The sequence below is a fragment of the Pseudanabaena yagii GIHE-NHR1 genome, assembly GCF_012863495.1.
GTDB lineage: Bacteria > Cyanobacteriota > Cyanobacteriia > Pseudanabaenales > Pseudanabaenaceae > Pseudanabaena > Pseudanabaena yagii.
In genome coordinates, this window is record NZ_JAAVJL010000001.1 from 1,267,126 (window position 1) to 1,292,804 (window position 25,679).

Annotated in this window: 15 protein-coding genes and 1 riboswitch; of the genes, 10 read left to right on the plus strand and 5 right to left on the minus strand. The window is 42.9% G+C overall.

Annotated elements, in window-relative coordinates:
• Positions 1-38: 38 nt before the first annotated feature.
• Complete coding sequence (locus tag HC246_RS06085) at positions 39-389, plus strand: hypothetical protein (protein ID WP_169362600.1); 351 nt, start codon at positions 39-41, stop codon at positions 387-389.
• Positions 390-495: 106 nt separating this feature from the next.
• Here the strand turns inward: HC246_RS06085 and HC246_RS06090 are convergent, their stop codons facing one another.
• From HC246_RS06090 to cobU, 5 genes are all read right to left on the minus strand, one after another.
• Positions 496-729 carry a hypothetical protein gene (locus tag HC246_RS06090; protein ID WP_169362601.1) on the minus strand — a complete coding sequence of 78 codons (234 nt, stop codon included), beginning with the start codon at positions 727-729 and terminating at the stop codon, positions 496-498.
• A 205-nt stretch (positions 730-934) separates the two neighbouring features.
• The gene (locus tag HC246_RS06095; RefSeq protein ID WP_169362602.1) at positions 935-1,258 is read right to left on the minus strand and encodes a hypothetical protein; all 324 of its coding nucleotides are present in this window, start codon (positions 1,256-1,258) and stop codon (positions 935-937) included.
• Positions 1,259-1,519: 261 nt separating this feature from the next.
• Positions 1,520-2,470: a 50S ribosomal protein L11 methyltransferase gene (locus tag HC246_RS06100; RefSeq protein ID WP_169362603.1), complete on the minus strand. Its 951-nt coding sequence runs from the start codon at positions 2,468-2,470 to the stop codon at positions 1,520-1,522.
• A gap of 80 nt (positions 2,471-2,550) precedes the next feature.
• A complete protein-coding gene (locus HC246_RS06105; protein ID WP_169362604.1) occupies positions 2,551-3,564 on the minus strand; it encodes an agmatine deiminase family protein in 1,014 nt (337 codons plus the stop codon).
• A gap of 261 nt (positions 3,565-3,825) precedes the next feature.
• A complete protein-coding gene (cobU, locus tag HC246_RS06110) occupies positions 3,826-4,401 on the minus strand; it encodes a bifunctional adenosylcobinamide kinase/adenosylcobinamide-phosphate guanylyltransferase (protein WP_169362605.1) in 576 nt (191 codons plus the stop codon).
• Between the two features lie 65 nt (positions 4,402-4,466).
• Here cobU and HC246_RS06115 point away from each other — a divergent pair, with 65 nt between their 5' ends.
• The 9 genes from HC246_RS06115 to HC246_RS06155 all read left to right on the plus strand — a co-directional run bounded on the left by HC246_RS06115 (position 4,467) and on the right by HC246_RS06155 (position 25,637).
• Complete coding sequence (locus HC246_RS06115) at positions 4,467-5,072, plus strand: Uma2 family endonuclease (protein WP_169362606.1); 606 nt, start codon at positions 4,467-4,469, stop codon at positions 5,070-5,072.
• 60 nt (positions 5,073-5,132) lie between these two features.
• A complete protein-coding gene (locus HC246_RS06120) occupies positions 5,133-5,627 on the plus strand; it encodes a hypothetical protein (RefSeq protein ID WP_169362607.1) in 495 nt (164 codons plus the stop codon).
• A 7-nt stretch (positions 5,628-5,634) separates the two neighbouring features.
• A complete protein-coding gene (locus tag HC246_RS06125) occupies positions 5,635-6,210 on the plus strand; it encodes a Uma2 family endonuclease (protein ID WP_169362608.1) in 576 nt (191 codons plus the stop codon).
• A gap of 182 nt (positions 6,211-6,392) precedes the next feature.
• Positions 6,393-6,489: riboswitch (TPP riboswitch) on the plus strand.
• 7 nt (positions 6,490-6,496) lie between these two features.
• Positions 6,497-7,882 carry a phosphomethylpyrimidine synthase ThiC gene (gene thiC / locus HC246_RS06130; protein WP_169362609.1) on the plus strand — a complete coding sequence of 462 codons (1,386 nt, stop codon included), beginning with the start codon at positions 6,497-6,499 and terminating at the stop codon, positions 7,880-7,882.
• 414 nt (positions 7,883-8,296) lie between these two features.
• A complete protein-coding gene (locus tag HC246_RS06135; RefSeq protein WP_169362610.1) occupies positions 8,297-13,435 on the plus strand; it encodes a PAS domain S-box protein in 5,139 nt (1,712 codons plus the stop codon).
• A 26-nt stretch (positions 13,436-13,461) separates the two neighbouring features.
• Complete coding sequence (locus HC246_RS06140) at positions 13,462-16,167, plus strand: PAS domain-containing hybrid sensor histidine kinase/response regulator (RefSeq protein ID WP_169362611.1); 2,706 nt, start codon at positions 13,462-13,464, stop codon at positions 16,165-16,167.
• A gap of 375 nt (positions 16,168-16,542) precedes the next feature.
• Positions 16,543-17,544, plus strand: coding sequence for an ABC transporter substrate-binding protein (locus HC246_RS06145; protein ID WP_169362612.1), 1,002 nt, complete (start codon positions 16,543-16,545; stop codon positions 17,542-17,544).
• A gap of 114 nt (positions 17,545-17,658) precedes the next feature.
• On the plus strand, positions 17,659-20,658 hold the full coding sequence (locus HC246_RS06150) for an ATP-binding protein (protein WP_169362613.1): 3,000 nt from the start codon (positions 17,659-17,661) through the stop codon (positions 20,656-20,658).
• Positions 20,659-20,666: 8 nt separating this feature from the next.
• Positions 20,667-25,637, plus strand: a complete 4,971-nt coding sequence (locus tag HC246_RS06155; protein ID WP_169362614.1) for a PAS domain-containing protein — start codon at positions 20,667-20,669, stop codon at positions 25,635-25,637.
• Positions 25,638-25,679: the final 42 nt, after the last annotated feature.

The window sequence follows — 25,679 nt, forward strand, 5'->3', positions numbered from 1 at the left end:
ATCAACTCTGTTGAATTAGTTTCACGCTGTGAAAATATATGCAATTTCTTACTGATGCGATCGCCTGTGGTTTATTGGCAGGGTTAACTTGGTTAGGCTTGGTCTGGATGTCGCCTGATCGCCCCATTGAGTCGGGCAAAGCATGGGTACAGGGTATCGGTGCTGTCGTGATCGCTAATATCTTGATTTGGCTTGCCTTAGCTATTCTCAATTTACGATTGATTCCCCTCTGGGCAATTGTCTTTTTAATTGTTAATGCAGCGATCGCCCGTTTAGTATTTCCCCTTTGCGATGGGATCAAGATTCCCAGTATTTGGGCTTTGGTAATTCATCCGATCGCGATCGCGGGGATGAGTGTATTGCTAGGTGGAGCAGTCGGCTTTTTATAAATTTTCTATATTCCGAATTGGTAATGCGATGCTTTGCCCCGCACCATCAATTTTAGATAAAGAATAGCGGCGCTTCGCGCCGCCATTCTTTTGTAAGGGTAGATTCTTAGGAAGCACGAAGCGAAAAATTGAGAAAGATGAGCATGATGCCAAAGGCTAGCATTCCTACTGCAAAAACTGACAATGCGTTGGTGATTTGCTCAGAAAACTGCATTACTTCTGCGGCAATTACTTCTGGAGTTTTGTAGCGATCGGCCCACCAGAAATAACTGAGCATAAACGCTACTCCTAAAAATAGGATCATAAATAGAGTGAAACCAATCAAAGGGGTATACACCATATATCCTCCACCTCCTCTATGTAGTTAGAAAATTAAAAAACGTGATTTCGTTTCTTAATTGGTATTTAGTCTAGACAAGACATCATTTGATTTAGTAGCGATCACTACTGGTCTAACTAATTACTATTATCGTGCTTTAGTCAATCTTTGAGACTGAGCCAGATATAGAAAATTATTAAGTTCAATTACAATTGCAAGATTAACCTTAGAAAATCTTTTGTACTCGTCTAACAAGATTGCTTGCAGTTTTGTTATCAGGACCTGCCACCGCAAAGAAAACTATTCCTTTTTTCGCTTCACAGCGTACAGACACGCTATAGGAACCATTTACGCCAAATGCTCCACTGCGTAGAGTTTCAAAGTTTCTATTAAACCCAGCCTCTTTGACTGCTTCTTCAGCTCTGCTGATACAGTCATCTTGACTCATAGAAATATCCTTGACATGATTAAAAATAATCGGATATTGGGCTACAGCGATTGCAGGGAAAGCAAAAATACTCAGAATCGGTAATAGTTGTAGATATTTCATAAATAGTTGGGTGCAATTAAATATAAAAACCCAAAACCTGTGACGCACGCACAGCGTGCGCCACAGGTTTTGATTCTTTTTTTTAATTATGCCCAGCTACTTGGTTTTACAAGCAAAAAATTAATCTAATTTCAATTTAATCGAGTGTGGTAATACTCATAGTGCTTTTTAATCAAGAGAGTTACAGGGGTTTATTTTCCCGCCTTCGGCGGGAAAATAAACCCGTAGGAAAACACTATGACTGCTTTCGACGGGTATCAACTAACCTAAACGATAGGCGATCGCGATCCATTCATCGATTTGGGCGCGATCGCATTCTAGAAAACCTGCTTCAAGCATTGCCGAAGATACATTTTCGGAGCGATCGCTGGTATATCCTGCAGTGATTAAGATCCCTGAATGGGTGGAAGTGGAACGTAACGCTTTGTAAAATTCAGGGGCAAGGGAAATATGCACTCGCGCAAAAATATTAGCAACGATCAGATCGAATTGTTTCTGAGCTGCAATTGCAGGAACAGACTCAATGCTATCACCGCCCATCCAATGCCCCAATTGACTAGCACTGCCAAGGCTTGCCTCTTTGACTGTCACCTGCTGTGTGACTTGGTTTCGCTCTACTGCATCTTGAGTTGCTGATACCGCAATGGGATCATTATCGATCGCCAACACCTTTGCGCCTAACTTTGCCATAGCGACACTGAGAATCCCTGAGCCTGAACCAAGATCGAGGGTGTCGAGATTGGGCTTAACATGGCGCTCTAGTAAGCGCAAGCTGAGAATAGTTGCGGGATGTAGCCCACTGCCAAAGGCAAGACTATTTTGCAAACGCAGCACAATCTCTTGGGGATGGGCTTGATAGTCTGATGTCGCCGATAGAACCACAAAGCGATCGCCTATTTTTCTAATTAAAGAACTTGCCGTATGAGATTCCAATGCTATGTGGACGGGCTTATGGTCAAGGATAAAGGTTTGTAATCCACTAGTCATACCTGTGCGATTCAGTGGTGTGAGAATTTTCTCAATCTCATCAATCCGTTGATGAATACGTGCATCCTCAGGTAAGTACATTTGGATCGTAAATGTCCATTGTGATGATTCTTCCTGATATTCGCTGATATGCATATCTTCAACAGCGATCGCTTTGGCAAGCAAGGTACAGACCCAATCTACCGCTTCATTAGTAGTATCAATACTCAGTTCTATCCATGACATAATTATTACTCAGTATTAAAAACACAGCGCTATGCACTAATTTTCATCTGTAACAGATTCAGCGCAAAGCGCTGAATCTGTTATTGGGGTTGATGACAGGTGATGCAATGGAATGCACCACCACCTAAGAGAATATGTTTTGCAGAAAGTCCGATCGCTTTGCGGTTCGGAAAATGCTTAGCGATTGCTTGCACTGCGAGTTCATCATTAGGAGAACCGTAAATGGGAATAATTACGCTATCGTTAGAGATATAGAAATTGAGATAACTAGCAGGCATGATTTCATCTTCGTCATCGAGAACAAGATTGGGTGAAGGGATTCTCACTACATCTATTTTTCTGCCCTTAGCATCGGTCATGGTTTCTAACTGTGATGCGATATCCTTGAGAACTTGATAGTTAGGATCATCCTCAGAAGTTGGTTCCATGCACATGATCGTATGCGGTGCGATGAAACGCGCGATCGTGTCGATATGTCCGTCAGTGTGGTCATTGAGCAGACCTTCCTCAATCCACAGAACTTTTTCTACGCCCAAAGCTATTTTTAAGCCAGATTCGATCGCTTCTTGATCGAGGTGAGGATTGCGATTTGGATTGAGTAAACATTGCTTGGTCGTCAAACAGGTTCCTTCGCCATCGACTTCGATCGCGCCACCTTCAAGTACCCAGTCAAATTCAAATGTAGGAAAATCAAGGGTTTGGAGAATATTAGCTGCTACGCGATCGTCATGTTCGAGCATATATTTGCCCCCCCATCCGTTCCATTGGAAATGCAAAGCCCCTAATTTCCCATCGGCATTTTTGATATAAATCGGAGTCATGTCGCGCATCCAGATATCGCCAAAGGGAATCTGATGGAAGCACACAGGTAAGTCGCCAAGCAATTGCTTAGCAAGTGCGGCGGTTTCCTCTAGGACTAAAATCTCTAGCTGCTCGGATGTGGAGATCGCTTTGGCAAGGGCAACAAATTCCGCTTGGACGATATCGAGATATTCTAACCACAGGTCGCGATGGCTGGGGAAGGCTAGCCAACATGCGCTATGGGGTTGCCATTCGGCTGGCTGAGCATAGCCCAAGGTTTTGGGGTTTTCCATGACTGCGGTATTGTTGATGCTGTTAGTTGTCCATCGGAAATCCTACCTTTATTTGGGGCGATCGCGCTATAGGTGATGAAAGTAACGCAACCTTACATTTAGTCCAGAGCTATAACAGTCCTAATCTCAAAACTAAAAATAGCATAACCATTTTTAGTTTTAAAAACCCTTACTGGGTTTAGTTTGCAATTCACAAAATGTCACACCTTCATGAATTGGTATAAGTCATTTAAAGAGACTAATCATTCTATGAGAACAAAGTCAGGGTAATCTTTCGCCAATTTGAGTGAGATTGACTGCATATCCACCAGTGACTAAGTAGACCGCATCAGCGATCGCACCAATTTTGCGACTGAGACCACCAAGGCGATCGCGAAAGGTTCTACCTAATTCATAGGCTGGTACAATTCCCCAACCCACTTCTTCCGCAACAAAGGTAATATCAACGATGCAGCCTTTAACAGCGTGTAACAACTCATTCTCAACGATACAGGTTTGAATTACCTGCAATAGTTCATGCTCAATCTTTGCCCATTCGTCCTCATTCTTATCTAAAAGATTGGCTAGCCAAGTTCCGAGTGAATCCACCAGAATATAATTGGAAGAATTACTAGCAAGTTCTGAAATGGTTACAGCTAATTCAATAGGAACTTCTAGAACTTGCCAACTTTCAGGACGGCGATCACTATGTTTTTGTAATCGAGCTTCCCATTCCGCATCATTTTGATAACGAGTCGCTGTGGCGATATAAATTACATTTTTTTGCGATCGCATTGCTAAATGTTCTGCCCATTCACTTTTACCTGAGCGAGTTGCGCCTGTTACCAGAGTAATCATCTTTGTTACCATCAATTGCCCCTTGCTATACTATTACGATATCGCGCTCATCGTAGGACTACATTATGACTCAAGCGATCGTTGCTATACCTGAAACCACTAACAATCCCCTTGTCACAGAAGGGCAACTTCTTTGGACTAGCGCTGACCTCGAACTCATGCCCGACAATAGCAACCGTTATGAAATTATTAATGGAGAACTTTACGTGACTAGAGCGCCTCATAATAAACATCAAGATACCTGTGGCAATTTTCATTATGAGCTTAAAGCTTGGTCAAAAGTATCGGGGTTAGGATACGCGGTAATTGGAGCAGGATTGATCTTTGGTGACAATGATGATGTCATTCCCGATGTGATCTGGATGAGTAAGGAGAAATATGCAGCTTTAATTGATGATACGGGGCATTTTCGCGGTGCGCCTGAGCTGGTGATCGAGGTGCTATCTGCAGGAACTGATAACGAAAAGTGCGATCGCGAAGTAAAACTTAAACTTTATTCATCAAGGGGAGTATTGGAATATTGGATTGCGGATTGGCAAGCGAAACAAATTCAAGTTTATCGGCGCGAAAATGGCATTCTCAAATTAGAGATGACTTTATTTGCAACTGATACTCTAACATCGCCACTTTTACCAGACTTTTCCTGTCTAATATCCCAGATTTTTGAATAGTACAGGCGGCGCGAAGCGTCGCCTGTAGATGTTTATTTGAATAGCGCTCAGATAAAAAACATGAAAAAAGTTTTGTACGGTATAGCCGCGATCGCTCTTAGTTGCCTCGGTTCTAGCTTAGTGATAAGTGATCGTGCCCAAGCGATCGAAGAAGGGCTTTATTGGGGTGGTGGTTCGCGATATATTCGCATCGCCAAACAAGCAGAATCAAAAGATCGCAAAGAGCGGATCTGCTATCACGGATTTTCACCCAACGGCTCGACAATTGTTTCCCTCAAGTTAGCAATTCCTCGATATCAGACTGGGATTGATTACGAAGTTTATACTTTGCAAGCTCCCAAGAAAGGCAATCTGGATAATTTCGCAATTCTACAATATGGGTTCAGCCCCAATAAAATTACGTTCGGCAAATTAGTTGGGCGCTTTGTGCGCGAAGGTTTTGTTTATGAGCAAGATGGCGTTGCTGCTACAGATGTAACACCAGAATTGCAAGAATGTCTTAACTCGACAGAGCCTTACTTTAAACAAATTTCATCAGGACGCGATCGGCGTTAAAGCATTTATGGTTACTCAACTCGCCAAGAAAACTTACACAGTTGACGAATACCTAGAGCTAGAAATAGCTTCAGACATTCGCAACGAATACCGTAATGGAGAAATTATTCCAATGACTGGTGGTACACCAAACCATACTGAAATCGCTGTCAATTTATTGTCAATTATCAAAATTGCCCTACGCGGTAAGCCTTTTCGTTTATTTTCTGCCGATCAGCGACTTTGGATTCCTGACCTCAAGATGCATACATATCCTGATGTGATGGTTGCGCCTAAACCTTTGGAAATGCAGGATAGTCGTAAGGATACAATTACCAATCCGTGCTTCATTACGGAAGTGTTATCTAAATCCACCCAAAACTACGATCGCAGTGAAAAATTTGCCTCTTACCGAACTATTAATACTTTTCAGGAATATTTATTAATTGATCAGTATCGTGTTCATGTAGAGCATCATGTCAAAACTGCGGTTAATCAATGGTTATTTTCGGAATATGATGACCCGACCGTGACGATTTCTCTAAAGTTTGCAGATGTGCAAATCCAAATAGCCGATCTTTACGACAATATTGATTTCACCTAACCCTATAGGTTGAAGACGCTTTGCGTCTTCAACCTAACATAGTACAGATAAATTTTTGAAAGCGCCGCTAAGCGGCGCTTTCAAAAATTTATCTGGTAGCGCAACGCGCTGTATGGCAATAATTAATTTTTATAGCCCAGCCTATCTCTAACTATAAGCACTAGCTTTACAGTGCTATGATCTCAAAATGCTAGGAGTGTCTGTGAAAACCAGACTGAGAGCAAATCCTTAGAACCTGAACCGATTGACATCGGCGTAGGAAAGCAAATTATTTGAGGAAATTTACATGACAGTTGGACTAAAGCTTAACTCTGCACCCACAAGGCGCGGGGAATATCGCGGTACGCAAATGCACTGCGCTCGTCAAGGCATCATCACTGAAGAGATGCAGTATGTAGCATGGCGTGAAAATCTTCCCGTCGAATTAGTACGTGCTGAGGTTGCTAGAGGTCGGGCAATTATTCCCGCTAACAAGAATCACACCAATCTTGAACCCATGGGAATTGGCATTGCCTTCCGATGTAAGGTCAATGCCAATATTGGTGCATCTCCTAACTCTTCTAATATTGACGAAGAAGTTGCCAAGCTCCATCTATCGGTCAAATATGGCGCTGATACCGTGATGGACTTGTCCACAGGTGGTGGTGATTTGGATGTGATTCGGACTGCGATTATTAATGCTTCACCAGTTCCCATCGGTACAGTTCCCATTTACCAAGCGCTCGAAAGTGTGCATGGCAGAATGGAAAACCTCACAGCCGACGACTTCCTTCATATCATTGAGAAGCACGCTGAGCAGGGTGTAGACTATCAAACCATTCACGCAGGAATTTTGATCGAGCATCTGCCTCTGGTAAAGAATCGCCTGACAGGTATTGTGTCCCGTGGTGGTGGTATTCTGGCGCGTTGGATGTTGCATCATCACAAGCAAAATCCTCTCTATACCCACTTCAATGACATCATCGAAATCTTCAAGAAGCATGATGTTTCCTTTAGCTTAGGTGATTCTCTCCGCCCTGGATGTTTACATGACGCATCTGATGCTGCTCAGCTTGCAGAATTGAAAACCCTCGGACAGCTAACTCGCCGTGCTTGGGAACATGATATTCAAGTCATGGTGGAAGGTCCGGGACATGTGCCAATGGATCAGATCGAGTTCAATGTGCGTAAGCAAATGGAAGAATGCTCCGAAGCTCCTTTCTATGTGCTTGGTCCTCTGGTTACTGACATTGCCCCCGGTTATGATCACATCACTTCGGCGATCGGTGCAGCGATGGCTGGTTGGTATGGTACTGCTATGCTTTGCTATGTCACACCGAAGGAACACCTTGGTTTGCCCAATGCCGAAGATGTGCGTAATGGCTTGATTGCCTACAAGATCGCAGCTCATGCTGCCGACATTGCCCGTCATCGTCCTAATGCCCGCGATCGCGATGATGAGCTATCAACTGCGCGTTACAACTTTGATTGGAATAAGCAGTTTGAGCTATCTCTCGATCCTGAACGGGCTAAGGAATACCATGACGAGACCTTGCCTGCGGATATTTATAAGACCGCAGAATTCTGCTCGATGTGTGGGCCTAAGTTCTGTCCAATGCAAGAGAAGGTTGATGCAGAAGCGATTACTGAGCTTGAGAAGTTTTTGGCTAAAGAGCCTGTAACCACAGCATAAGGAACTGATTTTTGTTGGCGCGGCAAAGCAGCGCCAACAAAAATCAGGTTCTTTATTAAATCGCAACACCCAAAATATAAATCCTTGTTACAACAAAGCCTTGCTAAGCAAGGCTTTGTTGTTAGAATATGGTTATCTAGAACCCAAAAGATGAGTGGCAGCGCTTCGTGCTGCCACTCATCTTTTGGGTTTTGTGTCCTAAGCAAAACTTATATAGCGTATAGCAATCTAGTGAAGTAAAGGGTTGTGTCCCCGCCGAAGGCGGGGACACAACCCTCTGTACCTCGCTTGCTTGAAAAGCACTATATTGCTATAGGTGTAATCTTTTCTTGATATTTGGAATTAAAGTTAATGAGATAATTGAGATAGCTATAGTGATCGCCAGTATTGTTAGGTCAGAGTAAGGTGCTTTTTATGAGCAAGGTAAGTCACTTAACCCCCCAAGATTTACAATCTGCGATCGCCCGTAATTTTTTGACAATTACATCGGATCAGTCTGTGAGATCTGCGATCACCATGATGGGGGAAACGGGGGAAAGTTGCGTATTGGTGTTGCAGCGTAGTGAGTCGGATTGCACTGACCTCGCTAGTCATGACTTGCTGGGGATTGTGACTGAAAGAGACATTATTCACGTTAGTCTTCAGTCTACTCCGCTCGAGCAAATATCGGTGCGGACAATAATGAGTCAGCCAGTCATTACCATATCAGAATCGAGCTTGGATGATTTACAAGCTGTAGTTCTGTTGTTTCAGCAGCATCACATTCAGCATTTACCTGTGTTAGATGGCGATCGCGTGGTGGGGATATTAGACAAAAATCGACTCACCGATCTATTAGCCCAAAGTTTTTTGGACAATAGGGAGATTAGAAAAATAGAATCATCTAGACAAGCAAGTGATCTCCAGTCCTCAAGCTTAGCTGCTGCTGCTCCAGTTGCTATTTTCAAATTTGACGAAATATTTCACTGTACCTATGTTAACGATCGCTGGAGTGAAATGAGTGGTCGCCCCAAAGAATCCGCTTTGGGAAATGGATGGATAGACTCTTTACATCCTGATGATCGTGATTCTCTGCTTGCTCAATGGAGTCAAGACTATACTCAATCTAATTTCAATGATCGCGTAATTGTGCATAGTGAGGGGCGGCATCTACGACCAGATGGCAGTACGAATTGGTTTTATGTGCAAGTTGTGCAGGAAATTGATAGTGACAATAATGTAGTTGGCTATGTTGGGACATTAACAGATATCACATCGCGCAAACAGGCTGAAATTGCTCTCCAAAAAAGTGAACAACGTTACCGTGCTCTGATGGATGGTGCTAGCGATGCGATTTTTTTGTCAGATACTCAGGGTTACGGCATTACCGCCAATCAACAGGCAGAGATTCTCTTAGGCTACAGCCGTGAGGAAATCAAAAATCTGCATATGTCCCTGATTCATCCACCTGAATCTCTCGAAGCTGTGACAGCACATTTTACGCAAATTGTCCAAAATGAATCAGCTACAAGTCTTGAAACTTTGGTAGTTCGGAAAGATGGCAGCCTGATCCCTGTCGATATCACAGCTAGAATCATTGAATTAGAAGGTGAGCACATAGTTCAAGCAATTTTTAGAGATATCAGTGCGCGTAAATGTATTGAAGAGGAGTTAGCTAAGAGTGAAGCAAAGTTTCGGCACTTGGTGGAAGGAGTTAATGACTTAATTTGGTCTGCGGATCAAGATGGTGTATTTACTTATCTATCGCCACAATTTAAAGATATCTTTGGTTGGGAGCCTAGTGAATGGATTGGGAAATCAATGATTGGGCTTATACATGCGGAGGATCTTCCGTCGCTAGCTGATTATATCCAAAATTCTAGAGCTGGTCAGAGATCAAATAAAGCTGAGTTTCGCCATCTTCATCAAAATGGATTGTATATATGGGTAAAAGTCCATTCTACATCCATTCTTGATTCTGAAGGGAGAGTGATTGGTTATCAAGGTGTTTTGACCGATATTAATGATCGCAAAAATTCCGAGGAAGCCCTTCGAGTAAGTGAAGAGATGTTCCGTAGTGCCTTTGACAAGACTGCTATCGGGATGTCATTAGTATCCCCCGAAGGCAGATTTATCAAGGTCAATGCGGCGATCTGTAATTTTTTCGGCTACAGCGAAGCTGAACTGCTGCAATTGTCATTTCAAGATATAACCCATCCCGATGATCTATCCAACAGTGTGGAACTTGTAAGGAAATTAATTGCAGATGAGATTCAGAATCATTCCTTTGAAAAGCGATATTACACTAAGCAAGGACAGGTTGTTTGGGGCTTTATCAGTATCTCAATAGTAAGAGATATACATAGAAACCCCCTCTATCTAGTAGCTCAAATTCAAGATATTAGCGATCGCAAACAAGCCGAACTCCAATTACAAAATATCTCCACTCGCCTAGAAGTTGCCTTGCAAGCAGCTCGCATCGGTATTTGGGAATGGGATGTCGTAACTGGTGATTTAATCTGGGATGAGCGAATGTACGAGTTTTATGGCGTAAATCCTGCTAAAAAAATTACTGCTGAAACATGGATGAATAGAATCCATCCCGAAGACATCTCGAATGCTCTAGAGGATTCGAGACAAGCTCTTGCAGGTGCAAAAGAATATGACTCGGAGTTTCGAGTACTATTGCCCGATGGAAGTTCTCGTTATCTGCAATCTCATGCGATCGTTCAACGAGATACCCAAGATAATCCTCTCAGAATGATCGGAGTCAATTATGACATTACACAACAGAAGCAAGCCGAACTCAAGTTACGAGAAAGTGAAATCCGTTTCCGTCGCGTGTTTGAGTCTAGCGTCGTAGGAATGTTATTTGCTGATTTTCAGGGGCATATACTGGAAGCAAATGATCGCTTTCTAGAAATGATTGGTTACACCAGAGAGGAATTACTTTCAGGGTCAATTCATTGGGATGATCTTACTCCTCCTGAACATGTAGCTAATGACCTAATCGCAATCGAGCAGCTCCAACAGCATGGTGTGATCAATCCTTGGGAAAAAGAATATTATCGTAAAGATGGTAGTCGAGTTGCTGTGTTAATTGGTGCAGCCCTGCTTCCAGATACCCATGATCAAACTATTTGTATCGTTATGGATATTAGCGATCGCAAACATGCCGAAGAGATATTGGCGCAATATACCTATGAAGTAGAAGATCTATACAATAATGCGCCCTGTGGATATCATTCACTCGATCCCAATGGTAGATATATTCGTGTCAATGAGACAGAGTTACAGTGGTTAGGATATAAACGAGAGGAAATGATTGGGCAACCTCTGATTAAATTTTTTACAGAAGATAGCTGTCAAGCCTTCTTTAGGAATTATCAGGTTTTCCTAGAGCAGGGGGCGATCAAAAATGCCGAATATGACTTGATTTGCAAGGATGGGGCAATTCTCCCCGTCATGATCAGTGCAACTGCTGTCAAAGATGAGCAGGGCAACTATTTGTATAATCGAGCAACGATGGTGGATATTCGCGATCGCAAGCAATCGGAACTAGCCTTGAGAGAAAGTCAGCGATTTATTCAACAGATCGCCGATGCCTCACCCAATATCCTCTATCTCTACGATATCCAAGAACATCGTAATATCTACACTAACCGCGAGATTTTTACGACCTTAGGCTATTCATCCGCAGAAATCCAAGCGATGGGAGCGAACTTTATCCAACAGTTACTCCATCCTGATGATTTAAAAGAAACTCTCCCAAATTACTATCAACGCATACAGGGTGCTAAGGATGGGGAAGTCATAGAAACTGAATATCGGATGAGACATGCCAATGGGGAATGGCGTTGGCTTTTTAGCCGTGATTCTGTCTTTAGTCGCGATGCAGATGGACAGGTAAAGCAGACAATCGGCACTGCGGAAGATATTACCGAATGGAAGCAACTTCAACAAGAGCAAAATCGTCTAATTTCTATTCTCGAAGCTTCAACTGATTACATCAGCATGATCGATGCAAATGGCAATGTCTTCTGGAAAAATGCCCAGTTAAAAAGTCTCTGTGGAATTGACCCATACGCAGAAGAAGTCGTGCAGTTTAAGATCTCTGACTGTCATCCTCAATGGGTAGCTGACTTGATTTTCCAAGAAGGATTTCCTGCGGCGATCGCTACAGGTAGTTGGCTGGGAGAGACTGCTATATTGGATTCCCAAGGACAGGAAATACCCGTTTCTCAGCTCATTCTCTCCCATAAATCCCCTCAAGGCGAAGTCGAGTTTTTCTCGTTTATTATGCGGGATATGCGAGTCCAAAAAGAATACGAACAAAGGCTAGAGAAAACCAATGCGGAACTAATGCGAGCAACTCAACTTAAAAATGAGTTTTTGGCAACAATGAGCCATGAATTGCGGACTCCCCTTAATGCGATTTTGGGTATGACAGAGAGCCTGAAAGAACAAATATTTGGAATGGTTAATGAGCGCCAACTCCAAGCTCTACAGACTGTGGAACGGAGCGGTATGCACCTGCTGGAATTGATCAATGATATCCTTGATGTTGCAAAAATTGAAGCAGGACAGATCGAATTAAACTATACCCCAACTTCCATCACTTATCTTTGTCAGTCCAGTCTTGCTTTTATCAGACAGCAAGCCAATCATAAGAACATTAAGATTAATGTACAAATTCCGACCATGTGCTCAGATATTCTTGTCGATGAGCGACGAATGCGCCAAGTACTAATCAACTTGCTAAATAATGCTGTGAAATTTACCCCAGAAGGTGGAAATGTCACTTTAGCAGTGCGTAGAACAGCAAACCAAGAAGATACTAAACCTGCCTCTTGGATTCAGTTTTCGGTGGCAGATACAGGTATTGGTATTTCTCGTGACAAAATCCCTAGGCTATTTCAACCATTTATGCAAATTGATAGTTCGCTAAATCGCAAGTACGCAGGAACAGGCTTGGGACTTGTGCTAGTCAAGCGCATTGTCGAACTTCATGGTGGTAAGGTACGCCTAACTAGCGAATTAGATGTGGGTAGCTGCTTTGATATCTTCATTCCCTATATTCCTGAATCATCCAACACCAAATTAGCTAATGGGGCAACCCAACCTACAATATATTTTGAGTCCAATGGTGGTAGCCAACCTGAAATAGCTTCTGAAACAATTACTGAGACCTTGGCGATCGCACCAACATCATCTCCAACTATTCTGATCGTGGAGGATAATGAGGCTAATATAAATACTCTCGCTAATTATCTTGAAGCTAAGGGGTACCAACTTCTCTTAGCGAGAGACGGGTTATCTGCGATTACTATGGCAACCAACCATCATCCTGACTTAATTTTGATGGATATTCAAATGCCAGTGATGGATGGACTAGAATCAACTAAGCAGATTCGTCGCAATCCTGAATTAGTAAATATTCCGATTATTGCACTGACCGCTTTGGCAATGCCCGATGATCGCGAAAAATGTATAGAGGCAGGTGTTAATGATTACCTTACGAAACCCGTAAAATTAAAGCAACTACATACCTTAATTCAGCAACTATTAACTTAAGCTTGGGGCAATGCGCTTCGATTACCATGTATATAAGCAAAAAAATAGTTTATGGATATACGATCGCCCTAAGTATGACCTTCTTGGGTTCGACGACTGGTTTTGTAATTGGTAATTACTATCATCAAGAAGCTCTCCAAAGAAACCAAACAATATCTCAAGAACGGAGATTTCTGGATGCTCTCAAAATCAGCATTTTGGATAATCGTCCTGCCAAACAGCTATCCCAGCATTTCCAACGTCCAGAGGAGTTGCATGATGAGAGCAAGAAATTGCTTGAGCATATTCAAAAAGTTCTGACCATTTTAGAAACTCATAACGCTTCAGGCAAACCATCGACGATAGTAGGACTACAGCCGTTATTAGAAGAGAATGAGGTTTTCGTCAGACAATTAAAGCAAGATACCCAAAAAGTAATTACCAAATTAGAGCCATTGGCTGCGTCACCCCAAACCCTAAGAGTGGCAGAATTGCAGTTAGAAAAAATCTTTGAGAATGCGAACTTTGTGAAGTTTATGGATCTAAGCGATCGCTTAGATCCATATATGCAATTGCTAGAGCAGCGAGAAATTGAAGTGGATCTGGCGCTATCGCAAGCTAAGGTACTGCGGATTCAAATAGTGATGGTGAGCTTGATACTGTCAGTGATGATCGCCGCCTTATTTACTAAATACATTAGTAATGCGATCGCCATTGAGCAGGCTGCCAATTATCAAAAGTTGCAAGATCAATTGGTACAGCGCGAAGAAGCAGAAGCCGCCTTACAAAAGAGCGAAGCCCATAGTCGTGCTGTCCTATCTGCGCTTCCCGATCTGATATTTCGTGTGGATCAGGATGGGATTTATCGAGATTTTTTTACTGTGCCCCGTGACTTTGCGCTCGTTGCCGCAGAAACTAATCTCACGGGGCTATCTATGGCTAGTGTTTTGCCTGAGGAGTTAGCTGAGCGGCAGTGGTATCACCTGCGCCAAGCCCTAGCTACAGGTGATTTGCAAGTCTATGAGCAGCAACTGCAAATCAGCGATCGCCTCCAATATGAGGAGGTCAGAGTGATCAAAAGTGGCGAAGATGAAGTCCTATTTATGATCCGTAACATTAGCGATCGCAAACAAATGGAAGCCTCGCTGCGGGAAAGTGAGTTGACAAACCGCATTATCGTAGAAACCATGCCAGATCTATTAATTAAGATGGATGTGGAGGGTCGATATCTTCAGATTTCAGGTGGTAAAAATGTGCATGTAAAAGAACCATGCCAATCACCTGATATAACAGAACTCTTCAGCATTTTGCCACCTGACAAGGCAGAACAACGTCTTGACTATGCGAAAAAGGCGATCGCTACTGGAAGCTTACAGATTTATGAGCAAATCTTTGATTTTGACGGCACACCACTGTACGAAGAGGTTCGCATTGCCCCCCTCAATGATCGAGAAGTGCTAATTATTATTCGTGACATTACCGATCGCAAACTTGCTGAGCAACAACTCCAACAACTCAACCAAGCACTGGAAGCTAAAGTGGTAGAACGCACAGCAGCATTACAAAGAACAAATGAAGAGCTAATTCGCGCCACCCGCCTCAAGGATGAATTTCTAGCTAATATGAGCCATGAACTCCGCACTCCTCTCAATGCAATTTTGGGTATGACTGAGGGGCTACTGGAGCAAGTCTATGGTGTTGCCAATGAGCGTCAAACCAGAGCATTAAAAACTATTGAACGTAGTAGCTCTCATTTACTGGAGTTAATTAACGAAATCCTTGACCTAGCCAAAATTGAATCAGGACAAATAGAGCTAGATTGCACATCATTTTCTATTAAAAGTCTTTGTCAATCTAGTTTAGTCTTTGTCAGGCAACAGGCGATGAAGAAGAATATTCAACTAGAGACTAGATTCTTACACAATTTGCCTAACCTGATTGCTGATGAACGGCGCATTCGTCAGGTATTGATTAATTTATTGAATAATGCCGTCAAATTCACTCCAGAGAGGGGAGTGATTACGCTCACAGTCAAGCCTGCTCCAGATCAAGATTTAGCTGCTGAGCATAAACTCCAGATTTCCATAAGTGATACGGGGATAGGTATTTCCCCAGAAAACATCCAAAAACTCTTTCAACCATTTGTCCAAATCGATAGTGCTTTAAATAGACGCTACGAAGGAACGGGATTAGGACTAGTCTTAGTCAAAAGAATTGTCGAATTGCATGGTGGTAGTGTCAGCTTAACTAGTAAATTGGGAGTAGGTAGTTGTTTCACCATTGAATTGCCCTACAGCGTTGATTTCCGTAATCCTCACATCAAGGTGGAAAAGGCAATACCCCAAATAGAAGCAACTACTATCTCTGACATCAAATGTCGAGCGCATTCTCCCATTGTCCTATTGGCAGAGGATAACGAAGCGAATGTTCACAGTATCGCAAACTATCTAGAAGCGGATGGTTATCAAGTTTTGATTGCTAAGGATGGATTAGAGGCGATCGCAATTACCCAAACTCAGCACCCAGATTTGATTTTGATGGATATTCAAATGCCATCTATGGACGGAATCGAGGCAACCAAACAAATTCGACGCGATCCCACTTTGGTGAATATTCCGATTATTGCGATGACGGCTTTAGCAATGACAGGCGATCGCGAAAAATGCCTAGATGCGGGTGCGAATGAATATCTGACTAAACCTGTGAGACTAAAAATGTTATCCCAAAAGATACAGGCTTTCTTAGATATATAGCCAGAAGAGAGTTGCGGCGCGAAGCGCCGCAACTCTCTTCTGGGTTTCCTAAATCATTTGTAGATTTTTTGGGTGCGCTTCCACAAACCATTTAGGATTGCTATAGCTATACAATAGAAATGGCGGATACTGAAGACATTCTTAACTTGTCAAAATTATTTGTTATACAGTAGTTGTCTATATCATTCATTGTAGGATGATTACAGCTCTTTAAAAGTTAAAGGGTGCACGGGTGGGTAAAGACTTACGGAATTTATTTATATAGATTTAACGTAACCTCTATGAATTTAAAAGATGAATTTAAAAATAGTGGCGCTATAGTGACGCTATTTTTAATTGATATTCTTTGCCACATTATTGAGAATTAACAGCACTATGAAATCTAAATTCTTAAGAATATTCTCGCTGATTATATTTACTTGCTTAACTGCGATCGCGATCAAAGCTTGTAGCTTAAATAATGAAGTTACCCTGAAACCATTTAAGGTGGGTCTCAACAGTTGGCCAGGCTATCAAATTGCCTTATATGCCAAAGAAGCAGGACTATTTCGCAAACATGGCTTAGATGTAGAATTTATCCGTTTTATCAATCAGCAAGACAATATTCGGGCAACCATGCGGGGCGCACAGGATGTGAGCTTTGTCCCTTTACCTGAGGTAATGCAGGTAGATACGGCTCAGGACAAGCCCGTGTTTGTGATGGTAGTTGATATTTCCTCTGGCTCTGATGGGATCGCGGCAAGACCAGAAATTAAATCTGTCAAGGATTTAAAGGGCAAAAAAGTTAGCGCCAAGCTCAGTACTGTTTCTCATTTGGTCTTGTTGGAAGCACTGAAGGCAAATCAACTGAAACCTGAAGATGTTGAAATTGTCGATGTGATTAATGAAAGGGGCGCAAATATGCTCAAAAAGGGCGATATTAGTGCCTCGACCCTATGGGAACCGCTCATGACCGATGTGGCAAAAGCTGTTGGCGGTAAAGTGATTCATACGACTGCGGATGTGGATAGCGTTGTCATTGATGGATTGGCAACCCGTTCTAGCATCATTAGTAGCAAACAAGATGAGTTAGTCAGATTTATCGAGACTTGGTTTGATGTGATGAAAGCCGTAGAAACTAAGCCACAGGAAGTTTTTGCCTCCGTTGCCAAGCAATTGGGTGTCACCACTGAAGTATTTACCACTGACTATCAAGGGCTGAAAAAAGGAGACCTAGCAATGAATCGTCGGATGTTTGAGGGTGGACGTTTAAGTGAGGCTTATCAGCAAACTCGTCAATTGTTGTTATCTGATCCCCGTCATGGTCGCAACATTCGTGAAGATGTCGAAATTAATGCTGCACCAATCACCAAAGCAACTAAAAACTGGAAAATATAGCGCTTTTTACTTAAGTTTCCCCGATGAAAGCGGAAACTTAAGTAAAGCTTCGGGACAGGGTGGAAGTTGTCAACCTACCTACAATGCAATCTACCGTATGGTCATGAAATAATCATGAAAAGTCTCTTTCGATCGCCTAAAAATAAACTCTCGAATCAATTACTCATTGGATTTGGTGTATCCATTGCAGTAATTGGTTTTGCGGCTATATCGATTACCTATGCCTATCTAAGATCTAATTTGAAGGAGCAAGTCAAACAACGTGCCATGTCAATTACCCAAGGCTTGGAGTTTGCGACTGAAGGCTTGATTGAAGACAAAGAGGCATTTTTGTTAGATCGCATTGTCGAGAACTATGCCACCTTGCCCACAGTATTAGAGATCTCCATTGTTGATCCCGATGGGTTAATACTTTCCCATAGCAATGTCATCGAGATAAAGGAGATCGGTACTACTACTTATGCAAATATTCATCCCAATCTCGCAGCATCGTTACAACAAGCATCCCGTAATGGTACAGAAGTAAATCTGCGGACAGTCGTGCATGGAAAACCCGTTTTTGTGCAGTTTTTGCCCTTTAGTAGCACTTTATTTAAAAAGTTAAGTAAGACTTCATCGGAACTCAATCAATACCGTGGTGTCGCGATCGCTATTCTCGATCTACAACAAATCGAGCGAGAAGCTTTACAAAATGCCCTACTGGCGATTTTGGTCATGGTAATCAGCATGGGGTTGATTTTGGTATTTATGGGTTGGCTAATCCGTAAATTAGTCCTCGCGCCTTTAGCAAAGATTCATCTCGCGATCAAAGATAGCGAACAAAGGGAAAATTTTGACTTGCCCCAACTCCCTCCCAATGAAATTGGGTTTCTCGGCTCAACCTTTGCATCGGTGTTTGAGCAGCTTAAAGGTTATAAGCAAATGGAGTTGATCAGCGCTGAACGCAAATACGAGGAAGCAGTCCAACGTTATGAACTGGCTACTAGTGCCGCCAAAGTATGGGTGTGGGATTGGGATATACAGGCAGATCAATTTGTATTTGAGCAAGGTATTCAGCATTGGCTTGGCTATGTCAACCAAGACTTGTCTAGTCCCTGCCAATTTCAGTCTTGGTTAGACTATGTGCATAGTAGCGATCGCGAAGCATTTACCACAGCTTTACAGAATCATTTAGAGGGCAAAGTTGCAGAATTTACCTGTGAGCATCGCTTAATCGACGTGCATGGTCAGCCCCATTGGTTTTTGTCACGGGGACAAGCCGTACTTGATGAAAATGAGCGTGCCATCAGAGCGATCGGGACAATTACGGATATTGCCGAACGGAAGCAGACGGAAATCTTCATTCAGCAACAGGCGCAACGCGAATCGATTTTATTAGCAATTACGCAACGCATACGCCAATCCCTTGAGCTGAAAACTATCTTTGAAATAGTCGTTAAAGAGATAAGACTCTTTTTGAATGCGGATCGGGTGGGTGTTTTTCAGTTTTATCCGTCTGCTCAATTTAATGATGGTGAATTTGTCGCTGAGTCAGTATTGCCTCCTTTTAATTCAGCGATCGCCATTAAAGTCCATGATCACTGCTTTGGTGAAAAATATGCCCTTGCCTATCAAAATGGCAAAATTCAGGATGTAGATGACATTTATCAGGCAGGTTTAACTGACTGCCATATCCAGATATTGGAACAGTTTCAGATTAGGGCAAATCTAGTAGTTCCATTGCTAAATCTAGATGGTTTATGGGGATTGCTTTGTATTCATCAATGTGACGAACCAAGGATTTGGCAGGCAGTCGAGGTTGATTTAGTCCAGCAGATCGCCAATCAGCTAACGATCGCTATTCAGCAAGCAACCCTAGTTGAGCGTCTCCAAAAAGAGCTAGCCGAACGCCAACAGGCAGAAATGAAATTAACTGAAAGCAATCAAAAGCTAGCCATTTCTAATGATGAACTCATGCGTGCAACGAGAATGAAAGATGACTTCCTTGCTAATATGAGTCATGAACTTCGCACCCCACTCAACTCCATTTTGGGGCTAAATGAAGCCTTGCAGGAACAGATCTTTGGAACACTCAACGAACGGCAAAGCAAAACATTACGAACAATTGAAGGTAGTGCTACACATCTATTAGCCTTGATTAATGACATTCTCGATGTTTCCAAAATTGAGTCGGGACAGGTCAACCTAGATCTAGCATCTACATCCATCGAAAATCTATGCCAATCGAGTTTGACATTTATTAGGCAACAGGCGCTGAACAAACGAATTCAGGTGATTCATCAGATTCCCAAATATTTACCAGATCTAATATTGGACGAGCGCCGTATGCGCCAAGTCCTGATCAATCTTCTCAACAATGCTGTGAAATTCACCCCCGAAGGTGGAACAATCACCCTAGAGGTATCTCATGTAAAAGAAAGTGGTAATCCTCCTTATCTGCGCTTTGTGGTGATTGATACAGGAATTGGCATCTCAGAGGAGAATATTCAAAAACTCTTTCAACCATTTATTCAAATTGATAGTGCTTTGAACCGTCAGTATGTGGGGACAGGTTTAGGGCTTGCCTTAGTAAAACGTATTGTGGAATTGCATGGGGGCAAGGTCGGGCTAACGAGTGAGGTGGATGTAGGTAGTCGCTTTAGCGTCGATCTTCCCTTCAATGAGTCTGAGCCAAGACAAGAAGAATCGCCAACAACTGAAACTGTGACATCCAACGCAGCTTTAGAACAACCACCAGAAGGTAAATCGCCGTTAATCTTGATAGCTGATGATAATAAGGCTAATATAATTACATTCTCTGGTTATCTTGAAGCCAAGGGTTATCGCATGATCTTAGCCAAAGATGGCAAAGAGGTGATTGATCTCGCGAAGCAATATCAACCCGACTTGATTGTGATGGATATCCAAATGCCGCTTATGGATGGACTAGAGGCATCTAGGAGAATTCGGCTTGATCCCCAGTTGGCGCATATTCCCATCATTGCTTTAACTGCCCTCGCGATGGCAGGTGATCGCGAAAAATGTTTAGAATCAGGAGCGAATGAATATCTGACTAAACCTATACGCTTGAAACAGCTAGATCAAACAATTCGACAGCTTTTAAACAAAATGTAACAAACATTATGTCTCCCATAGCAGCTTCTCTCGCTTCCATTGATTTGAAGTCGGCAATCATTCCTAATCCCTTGGTGGTGAATGCTGATCTGATGGTGATTGACGCGATCGCGCAAATGAGTAGTGTCAGAATATCTTGTCCAGCAAATCACGGGGAAGGGAAGCTAAATGATGTTCATATAGAAGCGCGATCAAGTTGTGTCTTAGTTATGGACGACTCCAAAGTAATTGGTATCGTCACAGAACGGGATATTGTGAGGATAAGTGCTCAACAGCGATCGCTAAGTAGTTTAACGGTACGTGAGGTCATGGCATCACCAGTGATCACCTTAAAAGAATCAGAGTTTACTGATTTGTTTTCGGTGGTAAATATACTTCAACAGTTTCATATTCGGCATATACCCATAGTAGACAAAGATGATCATTTGTTGGGAATAGTCACCCATGAGAGCATACGTCAATTGGCTCGCCCAGTAGATTTATTGCGTTTACGCTTAGTCTCTGAAGTGATGACAGCAGCAGTGGTATGCGCGGCTCCATCGACGTTAATGCTAGCGATCGCCCAGTTAATGACAGAACGCCACATTAGTTCAGTTTTAATCGTGGATACTCAAGTCGATCACGATGGGAACCCTTTCCAAATCCCCTTGGGCATCATTACGGAGAGAGATATCGTCCAGTTCCAATCATTAGGACTGAGCCTAGATAGCATTGAAGTGCATGTAGTAATGAGTACACCTGTATTTTCGGTGTCTCCTGAAGACTCACTCATGGTCGTGCAGCAGATCATGGAGCAGCAATCAATTCGTCGCTTGGCAGTCACAGATGCTCGCGGTGCATTGGTAGGCGTGGTGACGCAAACGAGTCTCTTGCAGGCACTCAACCCGATAGAACTATATACCTTATCTAATATTTTAATGAAGAAGGTATCGCAGTTAGAAGAAGAAAAGCTCCAATTGATGGAACGCTATGCCAATGAGCTAGAAGTACAAGTAAAAGAGCGCACTGCCGCGCTCAATGCCAAAGCTGAGCGAGAGAAGATTCTCTCTAAAATCTCTGTCAAGATTGCAAATTCATTGCATTTGCCAGAGATTTTAGAAGCAACAGTACAGGAAACAAGAGCTTTTTTGGAATGCGATCGCACAGTCATTTGGCAAATCCCATCTGAGGGAAGAGGGATAATCGTAGCTGAGTCTGTGGGAGATGGTTGGCGATCATTATTACACGATGAAATTGATGATCCTTGTTTTCGTGGTGATACTACCTCGAAATATAGTAAAGGTAGAACGATCTCAATTAACAATGTCCATGGGGTCGATTATCCTAAATGCTATGTCCAACTTCTAGAAAAGTATCAGGTCAAATCTAGTCTCATCGTTCCTATTCAAGTATCTGGTCAATTGTGGGGACTGCTAATCGGTCATCAGTGTGATCACTATCGCCAATGGATGGAAGATGACCTCAAACTACTAGATGACATGGCGGTGCAAATTGCGATCGCAATTCAACAAGCGATGGCTTACCAACAGGTTCAAGCTGAACTGTTAGAGCGTCAACGAACTGAAGCGAATCTCCGCGATAGTGAACAGCGATTTGCTTCGCTAGCAACAGCCGTCCCAGTCGGTATTTTTCGTACTGATCCTGAAGGAAATTGCCTCTACGTCAATGAGCGCTGGTGTCAAATTGCAGGATTAACAGCATCAGAGGCTCAGGGGTTCGGTTGGGTCAATGCGATACATTTAAGCGATCGCGAACTCGTATCGGCGGAATGGTATACATCCGTTCAAGAAAATCGACCTTTTCAACTAGAATATCGATTTCAAAATCAGTCAGGAAAAATTACTTGGGTATATGGACAATCGGTGTCCCAACGCAATGAAATTGGTGACATCATCGGCTATGTCGGTACGATCACCGATATTAGCGATCGCAAAATATCAGAAGTTAATCTAAAAGAGAGTGAGGAACGACTGAGATTGGCATTAATGGCAGCCAATCAAGGTCTATATGACCTCAATGTGCAAACAGGAAAAGTGATTGTCAGCCCTGAATATGCCATCATGCTGGGATACGATCCCGCAACCTTTGAAGAAACTAATGCGGCTTGGATTGAACGTCTACATCCAGACGATCACATAACGGTGGCAAATATCTATCAAGAATATATAGCAGGCAATATTCCCGAATATAAGGTAGAGTTTCGTCAACGCACCTATAGTGGCGAATGGAAATGGATTCTCTCGCTTGGCAAAATTGTAGAATGGGATGCGGAGGGAAAAGCCCTGCGTATGTTAGGAACCCATACCGATATTAGCGATCGCAAACTTGCCGAAGAACAAGCAAAACACCGTCTAGATATTCTCGAAGCCGCCCGTGACATTATTGCTTCGGCAGATGGGGAAGGTCGGATTACATATCTCAATCAAACTGGCAAGTCGATATTGGGTCTAGAATCTACTACAGATATTTACAATACACAGATACCTGATTATCATCCGCCCCATATTGCTGAATTTGTTTTGCAGGAAGCCCTTCCCCAATGCATTCAGCAGGGATTTTGGTCAGGTGAAACCATATTCCGATGCAGAGATGGTACAGAAATCCCTGTTTTACAAATGATTGTTTGCCACCGTGGAAGTGATAACAATATCAATCAATTTTCGACGATCGCTAGAGATATTAGTGACCTCAAGCAGGCAGAAAAAGAACGCCTACTCTCTGAGCAGGTGCGAAATGAACTCAAACTGCTAGAGAATATTTTGGATATTGTCTTAGCTGGTTATTGGGATTGGGATATCCCTAAACATTATGAATATCTCAGCCCCAGCTTTAAACAGATGTTTGGCTACGAGGATCATGAGATCGCCAATCTCCCCGAAAGTTGGCAGCAGATCATCTTTCCCGAAGATTTACCCAAAGCTATGGAAGCCTTTGAACGGCATGTCCAGAGTCATGGTGAGATCCCTTACTCTATTGAAGTGCGCTATCGTCATAAAGATGGTTCCACCGTTTGGGTAATTTGCTCAGGACAGGTGATCGAATGGGATTTTGAGGGCAATCCGATACGGATGATTGGTTGTCATATTGATATTAGCGATCGCAAACAGGCTGAGGAGCAATTGCGAGCGTCTAAAGAAGAATTAGAGCGCTTCTTTAGTGTGGCTTTGGATTTACTATGTATTGCTGATATGGAAGGTAATTTCTGTCGGCTCAATCGCTCTTGGGAAACCACCTTGGGCTATACCCTCGAGGAACTTGAAGGCGAAAAGTTCTTAGACTTTGTGCATCCCGATGATATTGCAGCCACCCTAAAAGTCATGTCTAATTTAAGTGAACAACAGGCAGTAATCGCCTTTGTCAATCGCTATCGATGCAAAGATGGAACCTATCGCTATATCGAGTGGTATTCGCGCCCCTATGGTAATTCGATCTATGCTGCTGCGCGTGATATTACGAATCGCAAATATGCTGAAGATGAGATTTTAGAAAAACAGCGCTTTATTCAGAAAATTGCCGATGCCTCTCCCAATATCCTCTATCTCTATGATCTGCAAGAACATCGCAATGTTTACTGTAATCGCGAAGTTGCCTCCGTACTTGGTTATACCGCCGCAGAGGTTCAAGCTATGGGGTCAGACTTCTTTTCTAATTTGATGCATCCCAATGACCTTCCCAAAATCTATGGCTATTACCAAAAGATTAATGCGGCTCAAGATGGTGATATCTTTGAACTGGAATATCGGATGCGTCATGCTAATGGTGAATATCGCTGGCTCTATAGCCGTGATTCTATATTTAGTCGAGATGAGCAGGGTCGTCCTAAACAGACCATTGGCACGGCTCAGGATATTAGCGATCGCAAGCAAGCCGAATCTGCTCTCCGTAATCTCTCCGATCGCTTAACCCTTGCTGTTAAATCCGCAGAGATCGGCATTTGGGATTGGGATGTTATCCAGAACGTTCTCCAATGGGATGATCGGATGTATGAGCTATATGGACTCAAACCAGATCAATTTGCGAATGCCTACGAAGCTTGGGCAAGCACCTTACATCCAGATGATCGCATCAATACCGAAAATGCGATTCAACAGTCCTTGCGTGGCGAAAAAGAATATGATCCTGAATTTAGAGTTGTCCTCCCTGATGGAACTAGCCGCTTTATTAAGGCCTATTCTCTAGTACAGCGTAATGAACTAGGGGAACCACTACGAATGGTAGGGATTAACTTTGACATTAGCGATCGCAAACAAGCAGAAGCCCTAATCCAGCAAACCTCAGCACAGCTAGAAGCCTCTAACCGTGAGCTAGAAGCCTTTGCCTATTCCGTATCCCACGATCTACGCGCACCATTAAGAGCGATCGATGGCTTCAGTAACGCCTTAATGGAGGATTATGGCGATAAATTTGATGAAGATGGGCGTGACTACTTTGAGCGCATCCGTCGCAACATTCAACGCATGGGAATGCTCATTGACGATCTCCTGCGCCTCTCCCGTGTTTCGCGATCGGAAATGCAATATAGCAAAGTCAATCTCAGTAGCCTAGTCCAAGAGCAAATCCGTGAATTGCAAGAGTCAGATCCGCAACGACAGGTCGAAGCTGTTATCGCTCCTGAAATTATCGTTTCTGCTGATGTCACCCTCATGCGGGTGATCATCAGTAACTTGATCCAAAATGCTTGGAAATTTACCAGCCATCATGCCACAACACGCATTGAATTTGGGATGATAGAGCAGAATGAGCAGTCTGTCTATTTTGTCCGTGATGATGGTGCAGGTTTTGATATGAACTATACCAAGATGCTTTTTGGTGTCTTCCAACGTTTACATAACACCAATGAATTTCCGGGTACTGGCATTGGTCTAGCGACAGTACAGCGTGTAATCCATCGTCACGGTGGCAAAGTATGGGCTGAAGGAGAGGTAGAAAAAGGTGCAACAATCTATTTTACATTGCCTAATAATCCCATTAGAATTTAGAGATAGGGATGGGTGCTGCTAAGCAGCACCCATCCCTATCTC